The sequence below is a fragment of the Pseudomonas sp. GW822-FHT06D10 genome, from assembly GCF_058799535.1.
This window is the reverse complement of record NZ_JBXALN010000006.1, coordinates 362,661-376,423: the sequence shown is the minus strand read 5'-3', so window position 1 is coordinate 376,423 and position 13,763 is coordinate 362,661. Positions and strand designations below refer to the sequence as shown.

Genomic DNA, 13,763 nt, shown 5'->3' with positions numbered 1-13,763 from the left:
CCCCCTACAGGGCCGGAAAGTGAATCCGGAAGGCCGCCCCCCCCAGGGCCGAATCCCCCAGGGTCAGTTGCGCGCCGTAGCTCTCGATGATGTCCTTGACCACCGCCAGGCCGATGCCCTGCCCCGGGTGCTGGCGATCCAGGCGCTCACCGCGCTGCAGAATCCGCGCCCGCTGATCGGGTGGCACGCCGGGGCCGTCGTCTTCCACACACAACTCGGAGCCTTCCAGGGTCTCGCGCACGCTGATGCGCACTGAGCTCAGGCACAGGCGATAAGCGTTCTCCAGCAGGTTGCCGAGCAACTCCAGCAACGCGCCGTGCTCGATCGGCAGGTAGCAGCGTTCCGGCAAGTCGAAGGACACCCGTACCTGCTTGTCGCGATAGACCTTGTCCAGGGTGTCGCAGAGGCTTTGCAGCACCGGCCGCAGCCGCACCTGGTGGCGCACCAGGCCGCTCTTGCGCAGGCTGGCGCGCTGCAACTGGTAACTGATCTGCTGGCTCATGCGCTCGATCTGCGCCTGCAGCACCCAGGCCTGCTCACGATCCTGGGGCCGTTGCGCCATGTCCTCGCTCACGCCCTGCAACACCGTCAACGGGGTTTTCAGGCTGTGGGCCAGGTCATCCAGGGAGTCACGATAGCGGCTACGCTGCTCACGCTCGCTTTGCAGCAGGCGGTTCAACGAGCCCGTCAGGCGCAACAGCTCGCGCGGGTGCTCCTCACTGAGGCTCTGGCGGGTGCCGCTTTCGATCTGGTCCAGCTCCTGGCTCAAGCGTCGCAAGGCTTGCAAACCCCAGGTCAGGCCGAGCCAGAGCAGTGCCAGGAGCACCAGCAAGGCCGCGCCGAACCCCAGGTAGAGGTTTTCCCGAACGCCTTCCAGGGTTTGCTGGTACTCACGCACCGGCTGCAGCGCGACGATACTGAAGGCCGCGCTCTTGCCCCCCAGCAGCTTGATCTCGACGTCGTAGACGAAGAACTCCTGGCCGTTGGCTTCGCGGATCCTGGCAAACTCATTGCCACGCCCGTCGTACCGCGGCCGGTAGTTGATGTTCTCTTCCTGGGTCGCCCGCGAGCGCCAGACCAGGTGCCCTTCGCGATCGTAGATGTAGCCCAGCAGGCGGCTGTCGGCGAGGTTGAAGCGCTCGTCGGGCAATTGCGCCGGCATCTGCAGGCGGTTGTTCTCGATCCGCGCCGCACTGATCAGGGTGGTGACATCGGAAGCCAGGCGCTGCTCGATAGAATCCTGCAACGCCAGGCTGAACGCCCCCTGCATGGCTGGCAGCAGGGCCAGCATGAACAGCACCGCCAGGGTCGTGGCGGCCAGCATCAGGCGCAGGCGCAGCGATCGAATCATCGGCAACGCTCGTTGAACAGGTAGCCCAGGCCACGCACCGTATCGATCGGCTTGAAGCCCGACGGCCCCTCAAGCTTGCGCCGCAAGCGGCCCACCAGCACTTCGATGACATTCGGATCGCGCTCGTCGTCGTCCGGGTACAACTGCTCCATGAGCCGGTCCTTGGCCACCACTTGCTGATGGTGACGCATCAGGTATTCGAGAATCCGGTACTCATAGGCCGTCAGGGCCAGGGGCTGCTCATCCAGGGAGGCCTGCTTGCGATTCAGGTCCAGCAGCAGCGGCCCGGCAATGATGGTGGACTGGGTGAAGCCACTGGAGCGCCGCAGCAGCGCATTCAGGCGCGCATCCAGCTCTTCGAACTGGAATGGCTTGACCACATAGTCGTCCGCACCGGCCGCCAGGCCCTCGACCTTGTCCTGCCAGTTGCCACGGGCCGTGAGGATGAGGATCGGGAACGTCTTGCCACGGTTGCGCAACTGGCGGATCAGGTCCAGCCCGCCCATGCCGGGCAGGCCCAGGTCGATCACCGCCAGATCGTGGTTGAACTGCTCGGTCTGATACAGCGCCTCCTCGGCGTTGGCCACGGACTCGACGACATGACCGCTGTCGGTGAGGCGGGTTTGCAAATGATGACGCAACAGCGCCTCATCTTCGACGACCAGCAACTTCATAACGCTCTCCCAGGCAAAATTCGACATCTCCAGGGGCGCCCCTGCGCCCTGATGATTAATGCGCCAACGCCGGACCGTGCCCAAGGCACGATCCGGCGCGGTCCAGGCCAGGCCGCTTATCAGAAAGCGTAGTTGGCCGACAGGTAGGTCTGGGCGCTGCTGGTAAGGCTCAGCGAACCCTGCTTGCTGCCACCGCGCTCGCTCATCTCGGTCCCGGCATTGCTGCGCAGGTAACGGTAGCCGAGCTCCACCGAGGTGTTCTGTGAAACCTGTTGCAGGACGCCGGCCTGTACGCCCACCGCGTAACCAATGTCGCTGTCACGGCTGAAGCCCGGAGACTCCTGAGTCAGCTTGGTCAGGCCGGCCGTGCCGCCGCCAAAGAGTTTGGTGCTGCTGGTCACCGGCAGGAACATATCGTAGCTGCCCAGCAGATTCTGCTGGCGCAGTTTAATGCCGTTGTGGGAGCCAGACACATAATCATAGGTAGCGTAGTAGCGACCCTGGTCATTCTGTTGACCGGCGCGTACACCCCAGGTGTTGTCCTTGCCGATCACGCCATCGGCGTTCGGATGGCCCAGGTTGCTGTTGAGCTGGCTGGACTTGTTGATCTTGTCGCTGGTCTGGCCGAAGGACAACCCAACGAAGTTGCTGTCAGCGGCTTGGGCGGCGGCGCTGGCGCCGAAGACGGTAAAGGCCAGGAACAGTTTTTTCAATGAAGTCATAGGAAGTTTCCTTTGCGCTATTGGCTTTTTGGGTACGGGGCTAGAGTAAACAGCCCGCCCTGAACTCCCCCTGAACACACCCTTAACCTCGCCTGAACCAGATCGACTAGGCTGTGCTGACATCTTTTCAACCGGAGTTCCCCTCATGCGCATGTTCGTCGCATTGGTCCTGTTAACCCTCGGCGGCCTCAGCCAGGCCGCCATCAAGACTCAGGAAATTCCCTATCGCAGTACCGACGGCACTCAGTTGATCGGCTACTACGCCTACGACGACGCCCTACAGGGCCCGCGCCCGGGCATCGTGGTGGTGCATGAATGGTGGGGCCTCAACGACTACGCCAAGCGCCGGGCCCGGGACCTTGCCGCCCTTGGCTACAGTGCCCTGGCCATCGACATGTACGGCCAGGGCAAGCACACCGAACACCCGGCGGACGCCATGGCCTTCATGCAGGCCGCGCTGAAGGACAGTGCCGCTGCCAGTGCACGTTTCAACGCCGGCCTTGAGCTGTTGAGACAGCAACCGCAGACCGATCCGCAGAAACTCGCCGCCATCGGCTACTGCTTTGGCGGCAAGATTGTCCTGGACGCCGCGCGCCAGGGCCTGCCCCTGGCCGGCGTGGTGAGTTTCCACGGTGCCCTGGCCACCGCCACACCGGCTACCCCCGGCAGCGTCAAGGCCAAGATCCTGGTGGAACATGGGGCCCAGGACAGCATGGTGACGGCGGACAACGTCACCACCTTCAAAGCGGAAATGGACAAGGCCGGCGCCGACTACCGCTTCGTCAGCCTGGAGGGAGCCAAGCATGGCTTCAGCAATCCCGATGCCGACCGCCTGAGCCATGGCGAACACGGCGGGCCGGACATCGGCTACAACAAGGCCGCCGATGAGCGTTCCTGGGCCGACATGCAGGCATTCTTCAAAAAACTGTTTGGCTAGCCGCCGTACCTGGGTTGCCGTCAGTGCGCTGCGGCAACCCTTTGCGCTTCACCCGACTACCCTCAAACGCAGCAACCCGGCACACTAGCGGCCATGAATGCTCTTCCCCCCCTCCCCGCTTGCTGCACCCCTCTGGACGCTGCCTGGCCGCTGCCGAACGTCCTGCCCCAAGCCCTCTGGCTAAGTACCCGGTTCGATCCCGGGCAACTTGCCGCGGATGATTTTCAGCGCAGCGGCATCGAAGCACCGCCGAGTATCCAGCGTTCGGTGGCCAAGCGTCAGGCCGAATTTCTCGCTGGACGCCTGTGTGCCCGGGCCGCCTTGCAGCAACTGCAACGACTGGACTGGGTACCGCCCATTGGCGATGACCGAGCGCCAATCTGGCCCGAACACATCTGCGGTTCGATCACCCACAGCAGCGGACGCGCCGCGGCCATCGTCGCCGACAAGCAACACTGGCGTGGCCTGGGAATGGACCTGGAACACCTGCTCAGTGCAGAACGTGCGGCCAAACTGGCGGAGCAGATCCTGACCCCGGCCGAACTGCAGCGCCGCGACCAGTTGCCGGCCGAGCTGCATGCACTGGCGGTAACCCTGACCTTCTCGATCAAGGAAAGCCTGTTCAAGGCCCTGTACCCGCTGGTGCACAAACGCTTCTATTTCGAACACGCCGAAGTCCTGGAATGGTCTGCCGAAGGGCCGGTGCGGATGCGCCTGCTGACCGATCTGTCCGGGGAATGGCAGCACGGCCGCGAACTGCAAGGGCAGTTCGCCGTGCAAGACGATCACCTGCTGAGCCTGGTGGCCATCAAGGCCTGAACCGGGGCCGCCCTCAGCGGGGTTCCTGATGCCGTGGCCAGCTCAGGCTGAAGCAGGCACCGCCCAGGTGCTTGCTCTTGCTGATCAGGGCACGGCCCTCGTGCCAATGGATGATCCGCCGCACAATCGACAGCCCCAGCCCATGCCCGCCGGAAGCCCGGGTGCGGCTGTCATCCAGACGCAGGAATGGGGTGAAGATCTTTTCCCAGGCATGTTCCGGCACGCCGGGACCGTCATCTTCCACATCCACCCGGCAGCGCAACTGCCCTACCTGATAGCTGACCGTCACCTGGGACTCGGCATGACGCATGGCGTTGCCCACCAGGTTCTGCAAGGCCCGGTGCAGGTAGCGCGGCTCGGCCTCGACCCACGCACCGTCACACTCGGCGGCAGACAGGCACAGGCCACGCCGGACCTTGAGATTGGCCCGCAGTGGCGCCAGTTCGCTGATCACCTGGTTGATCAGCGCATCCAGGTCGATACGCTGGAAATTCAGGGCCGGCGAGCCCTGCTCCAGACGGGCGTAGGTCAGCATTTCGTCCACCAGCCGGTCGAGGTCCTGAATGTCGTTGTCCATGCCGTCCAGGTACTTCTGCCGGGCCTGATCGGTGCTCGCCGAAGCAATCATCTCCAGGCCGAAACGCAGCCGCGCCACGGGTGTGCGCAACTCATGGGACACCGCACGTACCAGCTCGCGCTGAATCGCCAGCAGGCGCTGCAAGTGCTCGGCCATGCCATTGAAGGCCGCCGCCAGGCGCCCCACCGAGTCCGCGCCCCGGGCCGGCACGCGGGTTTCCAGGCTGCCCTTGGCGATCCGCGTGGCCGCCGACTCCAGGCCGCTGAGGCGCCGCTCCAGCTGGCGCACCAATAGATAGACGATCAGGCCGATCAGGCTCAGGCCCAGCACGGCAATCAGCACCAGCCATTGCGGCGGATAGGGATTCATCTGATACAGCGGGCCGATCTCCAGCACCCAGGGCGTGCCCACCAGGCCGGCGAAGACCCGGATCGAATCGCCACCCTTGCCCAGGGCCATCACCGTGTCGCCCTCCGCCACCCGGCGCCGCTGATCCTCGTCCATGTCGGCGGCGTCCAGAGTCGACAACTGCATATCGAAGCCGAACCCCTTGGCTTCCTTGAGTGCAGCCAGGCGCTGGGGTTGCTCTGCCACCGGATAACGCACCAGCTCATCCGCCAGCAGGTAGATAGTGGCCCGGGCCAACTGCTCGCTGATCTGCTGGACCTCGGCACTGAGCAGCAGCTGTTCCTTCTCGCTGACCAGGCGATAGACCCGGGCGGCGAAGGGGCCGGTCTGCTCCACCAGCGCCTGGCCGCGCAGCACCCGACCGCGCTGGCTACTGTCCAGGTCGGTCTGGCTGAAGGTCTTGAGACTCAGGGGAATGCCCAGCAAGCGCTCCCACACCGCCAGCGCCCGGCGACGCTCGATCTCGCTCATCGGCTGCAGGTTGTCCGCCATCAGCGAAAAAGTGCCGTGGGCCAGCCGCTCGCGGTACTGCTCGCTGCGCACCTGGTTCAACAGATGCAGGGCCAGGACCCCAAGCAACGCCACGAGGATCAGCGCGGCGCACATACCGCCGTAGATCCGCAGGAAGATCGAGTTCACGAGCGCATGTCGGCGGCGGCTTCGGGGACGAACAGGTAACCCTTGCTGCGAATGGTCTTGATCAGCCGCGGGTGCTCCGGATCGTCACCGATCTTCGGGCGGATGCGCGAGATCCGCACATCGATGGAGCGGTCCTGGCCGTCATAGCCGATGCCGCGCAGGGCGGTGAAGATTTCTTCCCGGGACAGGATCCGCCCGGCATTGGCCACCAGCAGCCACAGCAGGTCGAACTCGGCACTGGTCAATTCGATCCCGGCATCGCTCAGCCAGGCCTCGCGCAGGGCATTGTCCACCACCAGCGGGCCGAACTGCAGGCGGCGGGTTTTCTCCACCGCCGGCTCCGGCGCTTCGCTACGGCGCAGCAGGGCCTGGATGCGCGCCAGCAGCAACCGCGGGCGCACCGGCTTGCAGACATAGTCGTCGGCACCCAGGTCCAGGCCCATGATCTGGTCCATGTCATCGGTACGGGCGGTGAGCATGAGGATCACTCCGTCATAACGATCCCGAACCTTGCGGCAGATGCTCAGGCCGTCTTCACCGGGCAGCATCAGGTCGAGGATCACCAGATCCGGCTGCTCGGCAATGATCCTGGCCGCGGCCCGGGCACCGTTGCCCTCGATCGCCACCTGCAGGCCATTGCTTTCGAGATATTCACGGGTCAACTCAGCCAGACGCTGGTCATCCTCGACAATCAGTACCTGCCAGGCTTCCTGTTCCACGCACGACCTCTTCTTGTTCTATTGCCAGTCCACCTTGAGCAGTAAAGCCCCCGTCTTTCTGTCATGAAAAAGGCGGATAACACGCTCTGGGAAAGGTGGCTGGTTTGCCATGGGAAAGGCCGGGAAACCCCGGTCGATCGCTGCCGATTGTAGCAACCGGCACAGGCGCCGACACAAGCGGCTAAAACGACTCGGTCAGGGCGTTTTTTTGTGATAGGGTTCGCGCCCGCAAAAATCCGCCCAAGGCAATTTTCGACGGTAAAAAACAGTGACAAACGGTTCCATCCACTGGGACTGCGGGCTGCGTGAGTTTTACCCAGTCCATACACAATTTACGCACAACCTTATCCACAGGCAGTACGTTGCAATCAGCCCCCCAAACGCATTATCTTGTAGCCCGGCGGCTAAAAATCCCTATATCTAGGGTTTTGCGCAAAAAACCAAACACAATTCAGCCAAGAAACTCAAGCCCTTTTCTTGCCCCGTTTGGTGGAACCAATCGCTGTTTCAGAAGACCAAGACCGCGCGTGCGGATGGCATCGTTTTCCACCCTGTCCAGGAGAAAGCGGTACGGGTGTTGCAGCAACAAGACTGTCACCCACCAGGAATAAGGTGCCGAGCCCCGGCTCGGCACCCATGACTTCGGCATGGAAGCGGCGCCTATAGCCCCCTTCCTGAACTGTCCCGAAGTCGTTATGCCCGGCCTCTGCCGGCTGTAGTGCTTCAGGACGGAACGGTGGGCACCCAAACGGTGCCCAAACAAACATAGAGAACGTGGAGACACCCATGCAAACCGACACAACTCGCGAGAACCCGCAGGCCAATGCGCCGCAGGCCGCCGATTCCACTCAGGATCTGTCTGCTACCGCACCCGGCCAATTGCGCGTGATCAAGCGTAACGGCACTGTCGTTCCTTATACCGATGACAAGATCACCGTCGCGATCACCAAAGCGTTCCTCGCAGTTGAAGGCGGCACCGCCGCTGCCTCGTCGCGAATCCACGACACCGTGGCGCGCCTGACCGAACAGGTCACCGCAACCTTCAAGCGTCGCATGCCTTCGGGCGGCACCATCCACATCGAAGAGATCCAGGACCAGGTCGAACTGGCCCTGATGCGCGCCGGCGAGCAGAAAGTCGCCCGCGACTACGTGATCTACCGTGACTCCCGCGCCAAGGAACGGGCCACCCGCTCCACCAGCGAAGAGCCGGTACAAGCCCACCCTTCGATCCGCATCACCCGCACCGATGGCAGCTTCGCGCCCCTGGACATGGGCCGCCTGAACACCATCGTCAGCGAAGCCTGCGAAGGCCTGGAAGAAGTCGACGGCGACCTGATCCAGCGCGAAACCCTGAAGAACCTCTACGACGGCGTGGCACTCAAAGACGTCAACACCGCTCTGGTGATGACTGCCCGCACCCTGGTCGAGCGCGAGCCGAACTACTCGTTCGTGACTGCCCGCCTGCTGATGGACACCCTGCGTGCCGAAGGCCTGGGCTTCCTCGAAGTAGCCGAAAGCGCCACCCACCACGAAATGGCCGAGCTGTACGCCAAGGCGCTGCCGGCCTACGTCGCCAAGGGTATCGAGTTCGAATTGCTGAACCCGGTACTGGCTGAGTTCGATCTGGAAAAACTCGGCAAGGCGATCAACCACGAGCGCGACCAGCAGTTCACCTACCTGGGCCTGCAGACCCTGTACGACCGCTACTTCATCCACAAGGATGGCGTGCGTTTCGAACTGCCACAGATCTTCTTCATGCGCGTGGCCATGGGCCTGGCAATCGAAGAGAAACAGCGTGAAGACCGCGCCATCGAGTTCTACAACCTGTTGTCGTCCTTCGACTACATGGCTTCGACCCCGACCCTGTTCAACGCCGGCACCCTGCGTCCACAGCTGTCGAGCTGCTACCTGACCACCGTTCCGGACGATCTGTCGGGCATCTACGGCGCCATCCACGACAACGCCATGCTGTCGAAATTCGCCGGCGGCCTGGGCAACGACTGGACTCCGGTACGTGCACTGGGCTCCTACATCAAGGGCACCAACGGCAAGTCCCAGGGCGTCGTGCCTTTCCTGAAAGTGGTCAACGACACCGCGGTAGCCGTGAACCAGGGTGGCAAGCGCAAGGGCGCTGTCTGTGCCTACCTGGAAACCTGGCACATGGACATCGAGGAGTTCATCGAGCTGCGCAAGAACACCGGTGATGACCGCCGTCGTACCCACGACATGAACACCGCCAACTGGATCCCCGACCTGTTCATGAAGCGCGTCTTCGACGACGGCAAGTGGACCCTGTTCTCGCCATCGGAAGTGCCTGATCTGCACGACCTGACCGGCAAGGCCTTCGAAGAGCGCTACGAGTACTACGAAGCCCTGACCGAGTACAACAAGATCAAGCTGTTCAAGACCGTCCAGGCCAAAGACCTGTGGCGCAAGATGCTGTCCATGCTCTTCGAGACCGGCCACCCATGGCTGACCTTCAAGGACCCGTGCAACCTGCGCAGCCCGCAGCAGCACGTGGGCGTGGTCCACAGCTCGAACCTGTGCACCGAGATCACCCTGAACACCAACAAGGACGAGATCGCAGTTTGCAACCTGGGCTCGATCAACCTGCCGAACCACATCGTCGACGGCAAGCTGGATACCGCCAAGCTGCAACGCACCGTGAACACTGCCGTGCGCATGCTCGACAACGTGATCGACATCAACTACTACTCGGTGCCACAGGCGAAGAACTCCAACTTCAAGCACCGTCCGGTCGGCCTGGGCATCATGGGCTTCCAGGATGCGCTGTACCTGCAGCACATCGCCTACGGCTCCGATGCAGCCGTCGAGTTCGCCGACAAGTCCATGGAAGCGGTCAGCTACTACGCAATCCAGGCTTCCTGCGACCTGGCCGACGAGCGCGGCGCCTACGAGACCTTCCAGGGTTCGCTGTGGTCCAAGGGCATCCTGCCGCTGGATTCGCAACAGATCCTGATCGAAGCCCGCGGCCAGAAGTACATCGATGTGGACCTCAACGAATCCCTGGACTGGGCACCGGTTCGCGCCCGTGTACAGAAAGGCATTCGTAACTCCAACATCATGGCCATCGCACCGACCGCCACCATCGCCAACATCACCGGCGTGTCGCAGTCGATCGAACCGACCTATCAGAACCTCTATGTGAAATCCAACCTGTCGGGCGAATTCACCGTGATCAACCCGTACCTGGTTCGCGACCTGAAGGCTCGCGGCCTGTGGGACTCGGTCATGATCAACGACCTGAAGTACTACGACGGTTCGGTACAGCAGATCGAGCGCATCCCGCAGGAGCTCAAGGAGCTCTACGCAACTGCCTTCGAAGTGGAAACCAAGTGGATCGTCGACGCCGCCAGCCGTCGCCAGAAGTGGATCGACCAGGCTCAGTCGCTGAACCTGTACATCGCCGGCGCTTCGGGCAAGAAGCTGGACGTGACCTACCGCATGGCTTGGTACCGTGGCCTGAAAACCACCTACTACCTCCGCGCCCTGGCCGCCACCAGCACCGAGAAGTCCACCATCAACACCGGCAAGCTGAACGCTGTTTCCAGCGGCGGCAACCACGGTGACGACTCGGTCCTCGCGGCTCCAGCCGGTCCAGCTCCTGTACCTAAGGCTTGCGCCATCGACGAGCCGGATTGCGAAGCTTGCCAATAAGCTGAGCCGACAGGTGCCTGCGGGCACCTGCCCAAACCCTCGATAGACCTCCGGTTTATCGGGGGTTTTCTTTTGCCCGCAACAAAGCTGCAGAAGCCTGCTTGCCAGCGAAGAGCCCCGAAGCCTTGCACTGCACCGAGAGCACCCTCGCTGACAAGCCAGCCCCTGCGGCAGCGGTTCTTGCAGAGCGAACAGCACTATCGAACAGGCACAAAAAAGCCCCTCGAGGAGGGGCTTTTCGTAAAGCGTTTCAGCCAACCAGCATCAGGTCATCTGGATGATGGTCTGCATGATGGTGCTCTGGGTGGAGATGGTCTTGGCGTTCGCCTGATAGTTGCTCTGGGCCTTGATCAGGTTTACCAGTTCGTTGGTCAGGTTGACGTTGGACTCTTCCAGGGAGTTGGACTGAATCGCCCCCAGGGTGCCAGTCTTCGGTGCGTCATAACCTGGAATACCGGACGAATAGGTCTCTTTCCACTGAGTGCCGCCTACCGGCTGCAGGCCCTGCTCGTTGGTGAAGCTGGCCAGGGAGATCTGACCGATCGGCTTGGTCTGCTCGTTGCTGAAGTTGGCCAGCATCACGCCAGTGCCGTCGATGGTCAGGCTGCTGATCTGGCCAGTGGAGTAGCCGTTCTGCGCGATCACCGAGCGGGTGCTTTCGCCAAACACCGAACCGGTTTTGGTCATGTCGATGCTGACACCGTTAGGTGCAGCCTTGGCGCCATTGGGAGTGAACACGCCGTTAGTGACGGTACCCGGGGTCCAGGCCGCAGCCGACATGACAATGCTGTTACCGGTAATGGTATACGGCGTGGTCCCAGGCGCAGCTGGCGGGGTCATGCTGCTGAGCTTGCCCGACGAGTCGAACTTCATGGTGATCGGCGACTGGTTGGCCATGGTGAATGCAGTACCGTCCGGGTTGCGACCATCAATCAGCGTGTAGGTTTGCCACTCATTGGCGTTCGGCGTCTTGATCATGTACTGATCCATGACGTGCTTGTTGCCCTGGGTGTCATACACAGGCGTGCTGAACTGCTTGGTGTAGGTGGTGTTGTCGGTCGGATTGAACACATAGGCCGGAGTGGTCGCACCCACATCGATCGGCGTCGAATCGGAGTTCAGGTTGATCGTCGAGGAGATCGAGTCGGTTGGCTTTGGCGCCAGGTTCGAAGTATCGATCCGCAGGTCGGTCAGCACACCGTTGATGATCTTGCCGTTGGCATCGACCGCATAACCTTGCAGGCGGGCAGTGCCGTCACTGTTGGTGATGTAGCCTTCCTTGTCGGTCTTGAAGGTACCGGCACGGGTGTAGGTCAGGGAGCCGTTGGTGCTCAGCACGAAGAAGCCCTGGCCCTGGATGCCCATGTCCAGCACATTACCGGTGTTGTTGATATCACCGTTGGTGAACTGCTGGGAAACGTTGGCCAGGCGCACACCGTTACCAATCACCTGGGTGCCGCTGCCCAGCTTGGTGGCCGAATAGACGTCGGCGAACTCCGCACGGGAGGATTTGAAGCCGGTGGTAGCGACGTTGGCGATGTTGTTGCCGGTAACGTCCAGCTGTTTGTTGGCAGCGTAGAGACCGCTAAGGCCGATATTGAAAGACATATTCCACTCCTTGTGCCGGTTAGTCGGCTCTAGATACCAATGGTTTGTACTTTGGACAGGGCAATTGGGCTGCTCATGCCGGCGAGGTTCAACATCAACTCGCCGCCGGTCTGGCTGATGGTCACGCTATTGACCGTGGCCGGCAGGTAGGTGATCAGATCAGTGCCCTTGCCATCGATGGTGGTGCTGGCCTTGAAGGTGTAGTTGCCCGGATCCGCCTTGGTGCCGTCGGTCTTGGTGCCGTCCCAGACAAAGCTGGCGTTGCCGGCCTTCTGGCTGCCCATGTCGATGGTCTTGACGGTATTGCCGTCCTTGTCGGTGACGGTCACGGTGACCGAGTTCACGCTCGATGGCACGGTGACCGAGCCGGTCATGCTCTTGCTGGTGTCGACTTGGGTAGTGCCGGTCTGCACGATGACCGAGCGCCCCACCAGGGACGAAGCCTGCAAGGCCTGGGAAGACTTGTAGTTACCCGTGATCGCATTCACCGAGGAGTTGAGGGTGGTGATGCCTTCCAGGGTGGAGAACTGCGCCAACTGCGCAACGAACGCACTGTTGTCCTGCGGATCCAGCGGGTTCTGGTTGTTCAGCTGGGTTACCAGCAGCTTGAGGAATGCGTCCTTGCCCAGGCTCTGTTTGCCGGTGGCGCTGTTGGTCGCCGCGGCCAGGCCGTCGGCGCTGGTATTGCTCGTCGTTTTCGACGAATTCGCCAGGATATCCTTGAGGGATGGGGCGTTGGTGGTATCAGTAACGCTCATGGTCTTCGCCCCTTATCACTGACCCAGGGTCAGGACCTTCTGCATCATGGTTTTGGCGGTGTTCATCATTTCAGCATTGGTCTGGAACGAACGACTGGCAGAAATCATGTCGGCCATTTCTTCCACCACGTTGACGTTGGGGTAGTAGACATAACCCTTGGCATCAGCGGCGGGATGGTTCGGCTCGTAACGAGCTTCGAGGTTGCTCTGGTCTTCGACCACACCCAGCACCTGCACGCCCTGGCCGGCAGCGTCCTGGTTCTGGAACAGCGAGTCGCTGCCGCCGCTTTGCGCACCCTGGAACATGGTGGCAAACACCGGGTGACGAGCGCGGTAGGTCTGGTCGATGCTCGACGAGACGCTCTCGGCGTTGGCGATGTTACTGGCGACGGTGTTCAGACGGGTGGTCTGGGCGCTCATGCCACTACCGGCAATATTGAAAACACTGGCGAGGGACATGGATTACTCTCCGCGCAGGGCTGCTACCAGCCCTTTGAATTTGCTGTTGAGCAGCGTGAAGCTGGCCTGGAAATCCACCGAGTTCTGCGCGTAGCTCGATTGCTCCAGCTGGGCGTCCACGGTGTTCTGGTCGATCGAAGGTTGCATCGGGGTGCGATACAGCAGCGATTCATCACCACTGCTCAAGCCCTGGGCTTCGATATGCCGGTTGTTGGTCATGTTCAACGCGAAGGTACCGTTCTGGGCCTTCTGATTCTGCTCGGCAAGCACGGCAGAGAAGTCCAGGTCCCGAGCCTTGTAGTTCGGGGTATCGGCGTTGGCGATGTTGTTGGCCAGAACTTCGGCACGCTTGGCGCGAAAGCCAAGGGCCTGTTCATGGATACCGAGCGCTTTATCGAAGCTGATGCTCATGGC

At 61.9% G+C, this 13,763-nt stretch carries 12 protein-coding genes; 3 read left to right on the top strand and 9 right to left on the bottom strand.

Annotated features, from left to right (window positions below):
* Positions 1 to 4: 4 nt before the first annotated feature.
* The 3 genes from AC1RL5_RS22400 to AC1RL5_RS22390 all read right to left on the bottom strand — a co-directional run bounded on the left by AC1RL5_RS22400 (position 5) and on the right by AC1RL5_RS22390 (position 2,747).
* Positions 5 to 1,351, bottom strand: coding sequence for an ATP-binding protein (locus AC1RL5_RS22400; protein WP_011062732.1), 1,347 nt, complete (start codon positions 1,349 to 1,351; stop codon positions 5 to 7).
* Positions 1,348 to 2,025, bottom strand: a complete 678-nt coding sequence (locus tag AC1RL5_RS22395; RefSeq protein ID WP_011062733.1) for a response regulator — start codon at positions 2,023 to 2,025, stop codon at positions 1,348 to 1,350. Before AC1RL5_RS22395 ends, AC1RL5_RS22400 begins: the two co-directional genes overlap by 4 nt.
* A gap of 119 nt (positions 2,026 to 2,144) precedes the next feature.
* A complete protein-coding gene (locus tag AC1RL5_RS22390) occupies positions 2,145 to 2,747 on the bottom strand; it encodes an outer membrane beta-barrel protein (protein ID WP_011062734.1) in 603 nt (200 codons plus the stop codon).
* Between the two features lie 145 nt (positions 2,748 to 2,892).
* Between AC1RL5_RS22390 and AC1RL5_RS22385 the strand changes: the two genes are divergently transcribed.
* Positions 2,893 to 3,684: a dienelactone hydrolase family protein gene (locus tag AC1RL5_RS22385; protein WP_492589418.1), complete on the top strand. Its 792-nt coding sequence runs from the start codon at positions 2,893 to 2,895 to the stop codon at positions 3,682 to 3,684.
* A 93-nt stretch (positions 3,685 to 3,777) separates the two neighbouring features.
* A complete protein-coding gene (locus AC1RL5_RS22380; protein WP_053153285.1) occupies positions 3,778 to 4,503 on the top strand; it encodes a 4'-phosphopantetheinyl transferase family protein in 726 nt (241 codons plus the stop codon).
* 13 nt (positions 4,504 to 4,516) lie between these two features.
* On the opposite strand, the gene AC1RL5_RS22375 is transcribed toward AC1RL5_RS22380, so the two are convergent.
* Together AC1RL5_RS22375 and AC1RL5_RS22370 are read right to left on the bottom strand one after the other, a co-directional pair.
* On the bottom strand, positions 4,517 to 6,127 hold the full coding sequence (locus AC1RL5_RS22375) for an ATP-binding protein (protein ID WP_019094599.1): 1,611 nt from the start codon (positions 6,125 to 6,127) through the stop codon (positions 4,517 to 4,519).
* Positions 6,124 to 6,846 carry a response regulator gene (locus AC1RL5_RS22370; RefSeq protein WP_011062738.1) on the bottom strand — a complete coding sequence of 241 codons (723 nt, stop codon included), beginning with the start codon at positions 6,844 to 6,846 and terminating at the stop codon, positions 6,124 to 6,126. The genes AC1RL5_RS22375 and AC1RL5_RS22370 overlap by 4 nt, the downstream gene beginning before the upstream one ends.
* Before the next feature lie 786 nt (positions 6,847 to 7,632).
* Here AC1RL5_RS22370 and AC1RL5_RS22365 point away from each other — a divergent pair.
* On the top strand, positions 7,633 to 10,524 hold the full coding sequence (locus AC1RL5_RS22365; RefSeq protein WP_072450702.1) for a ribonucleoside-diphosphate reductase subunit alpha: 2,892 nt from the start codon (positions 7,633 to 7,635) through the stop codon (positions 10,522 to 10,524).
* Positions 10,525 to 10,788: 264 nt separating this feature from the next.
* Here the strand turns inward: AC1RL5_RS22365 and flgE are convergent, their stop codons facing one another.
* The 4 genes from flgE to flgB are packed head-to-tail and all read right to left on the bottom strand — an operon-like array spanning position 10,789 to position 13,760.
* Positions 10,789 to 12,132, bottom strand: a complete 1,344-nt coding sequence (gene flgE / locus AC1RL5_RS22360; RefSeq protein WP_072450703.1) for a flagellar hook protein FlgE — start codon at positions 12,130 to 12,132, stop codon at positions 10,789 to 10,791.
* Positions 12,133 to 12,161: 29 nt separating this feature from the next.
* Entirely contained in the window at positions 12,162 to 12,890 is a 729-nt protein-coding gene (gene flgD / locus AC1RL5_RS22355) for a flagellar hook assembly protein FlgD (protein ID WP_011062741.1), read from the bottom strand.
* 15 nt (positions 12,891 to 12,905) lie between these two features.
* A complete protein-coding gene (flgC, locus tag AC1RL5_RS22350) occupies positions 12,906 to 13,349 on the bottom strand; it encodes a flagellar basal body rod protein FlgC (protein WP_011062742.1) in 444 nt (147 codons plus the stop codon).
* Between the two features lie 3 nt (positions 13,350 to 13,352).
* Positions 13,353 to 13,760 (bottom strand): flagellar basal body rod protein FlgB, encoded by a 408-nt coding sequence (gene flgB, locus AC1RL5_RS22345; protein WP_011062743.1) that lies wholly within the window; start codon positions 13,758 to 13,760, stop codon positions 13,353 to 13,355.
* Positions 13,761 to 13,763: the final 3 nt, after the last annotated feature.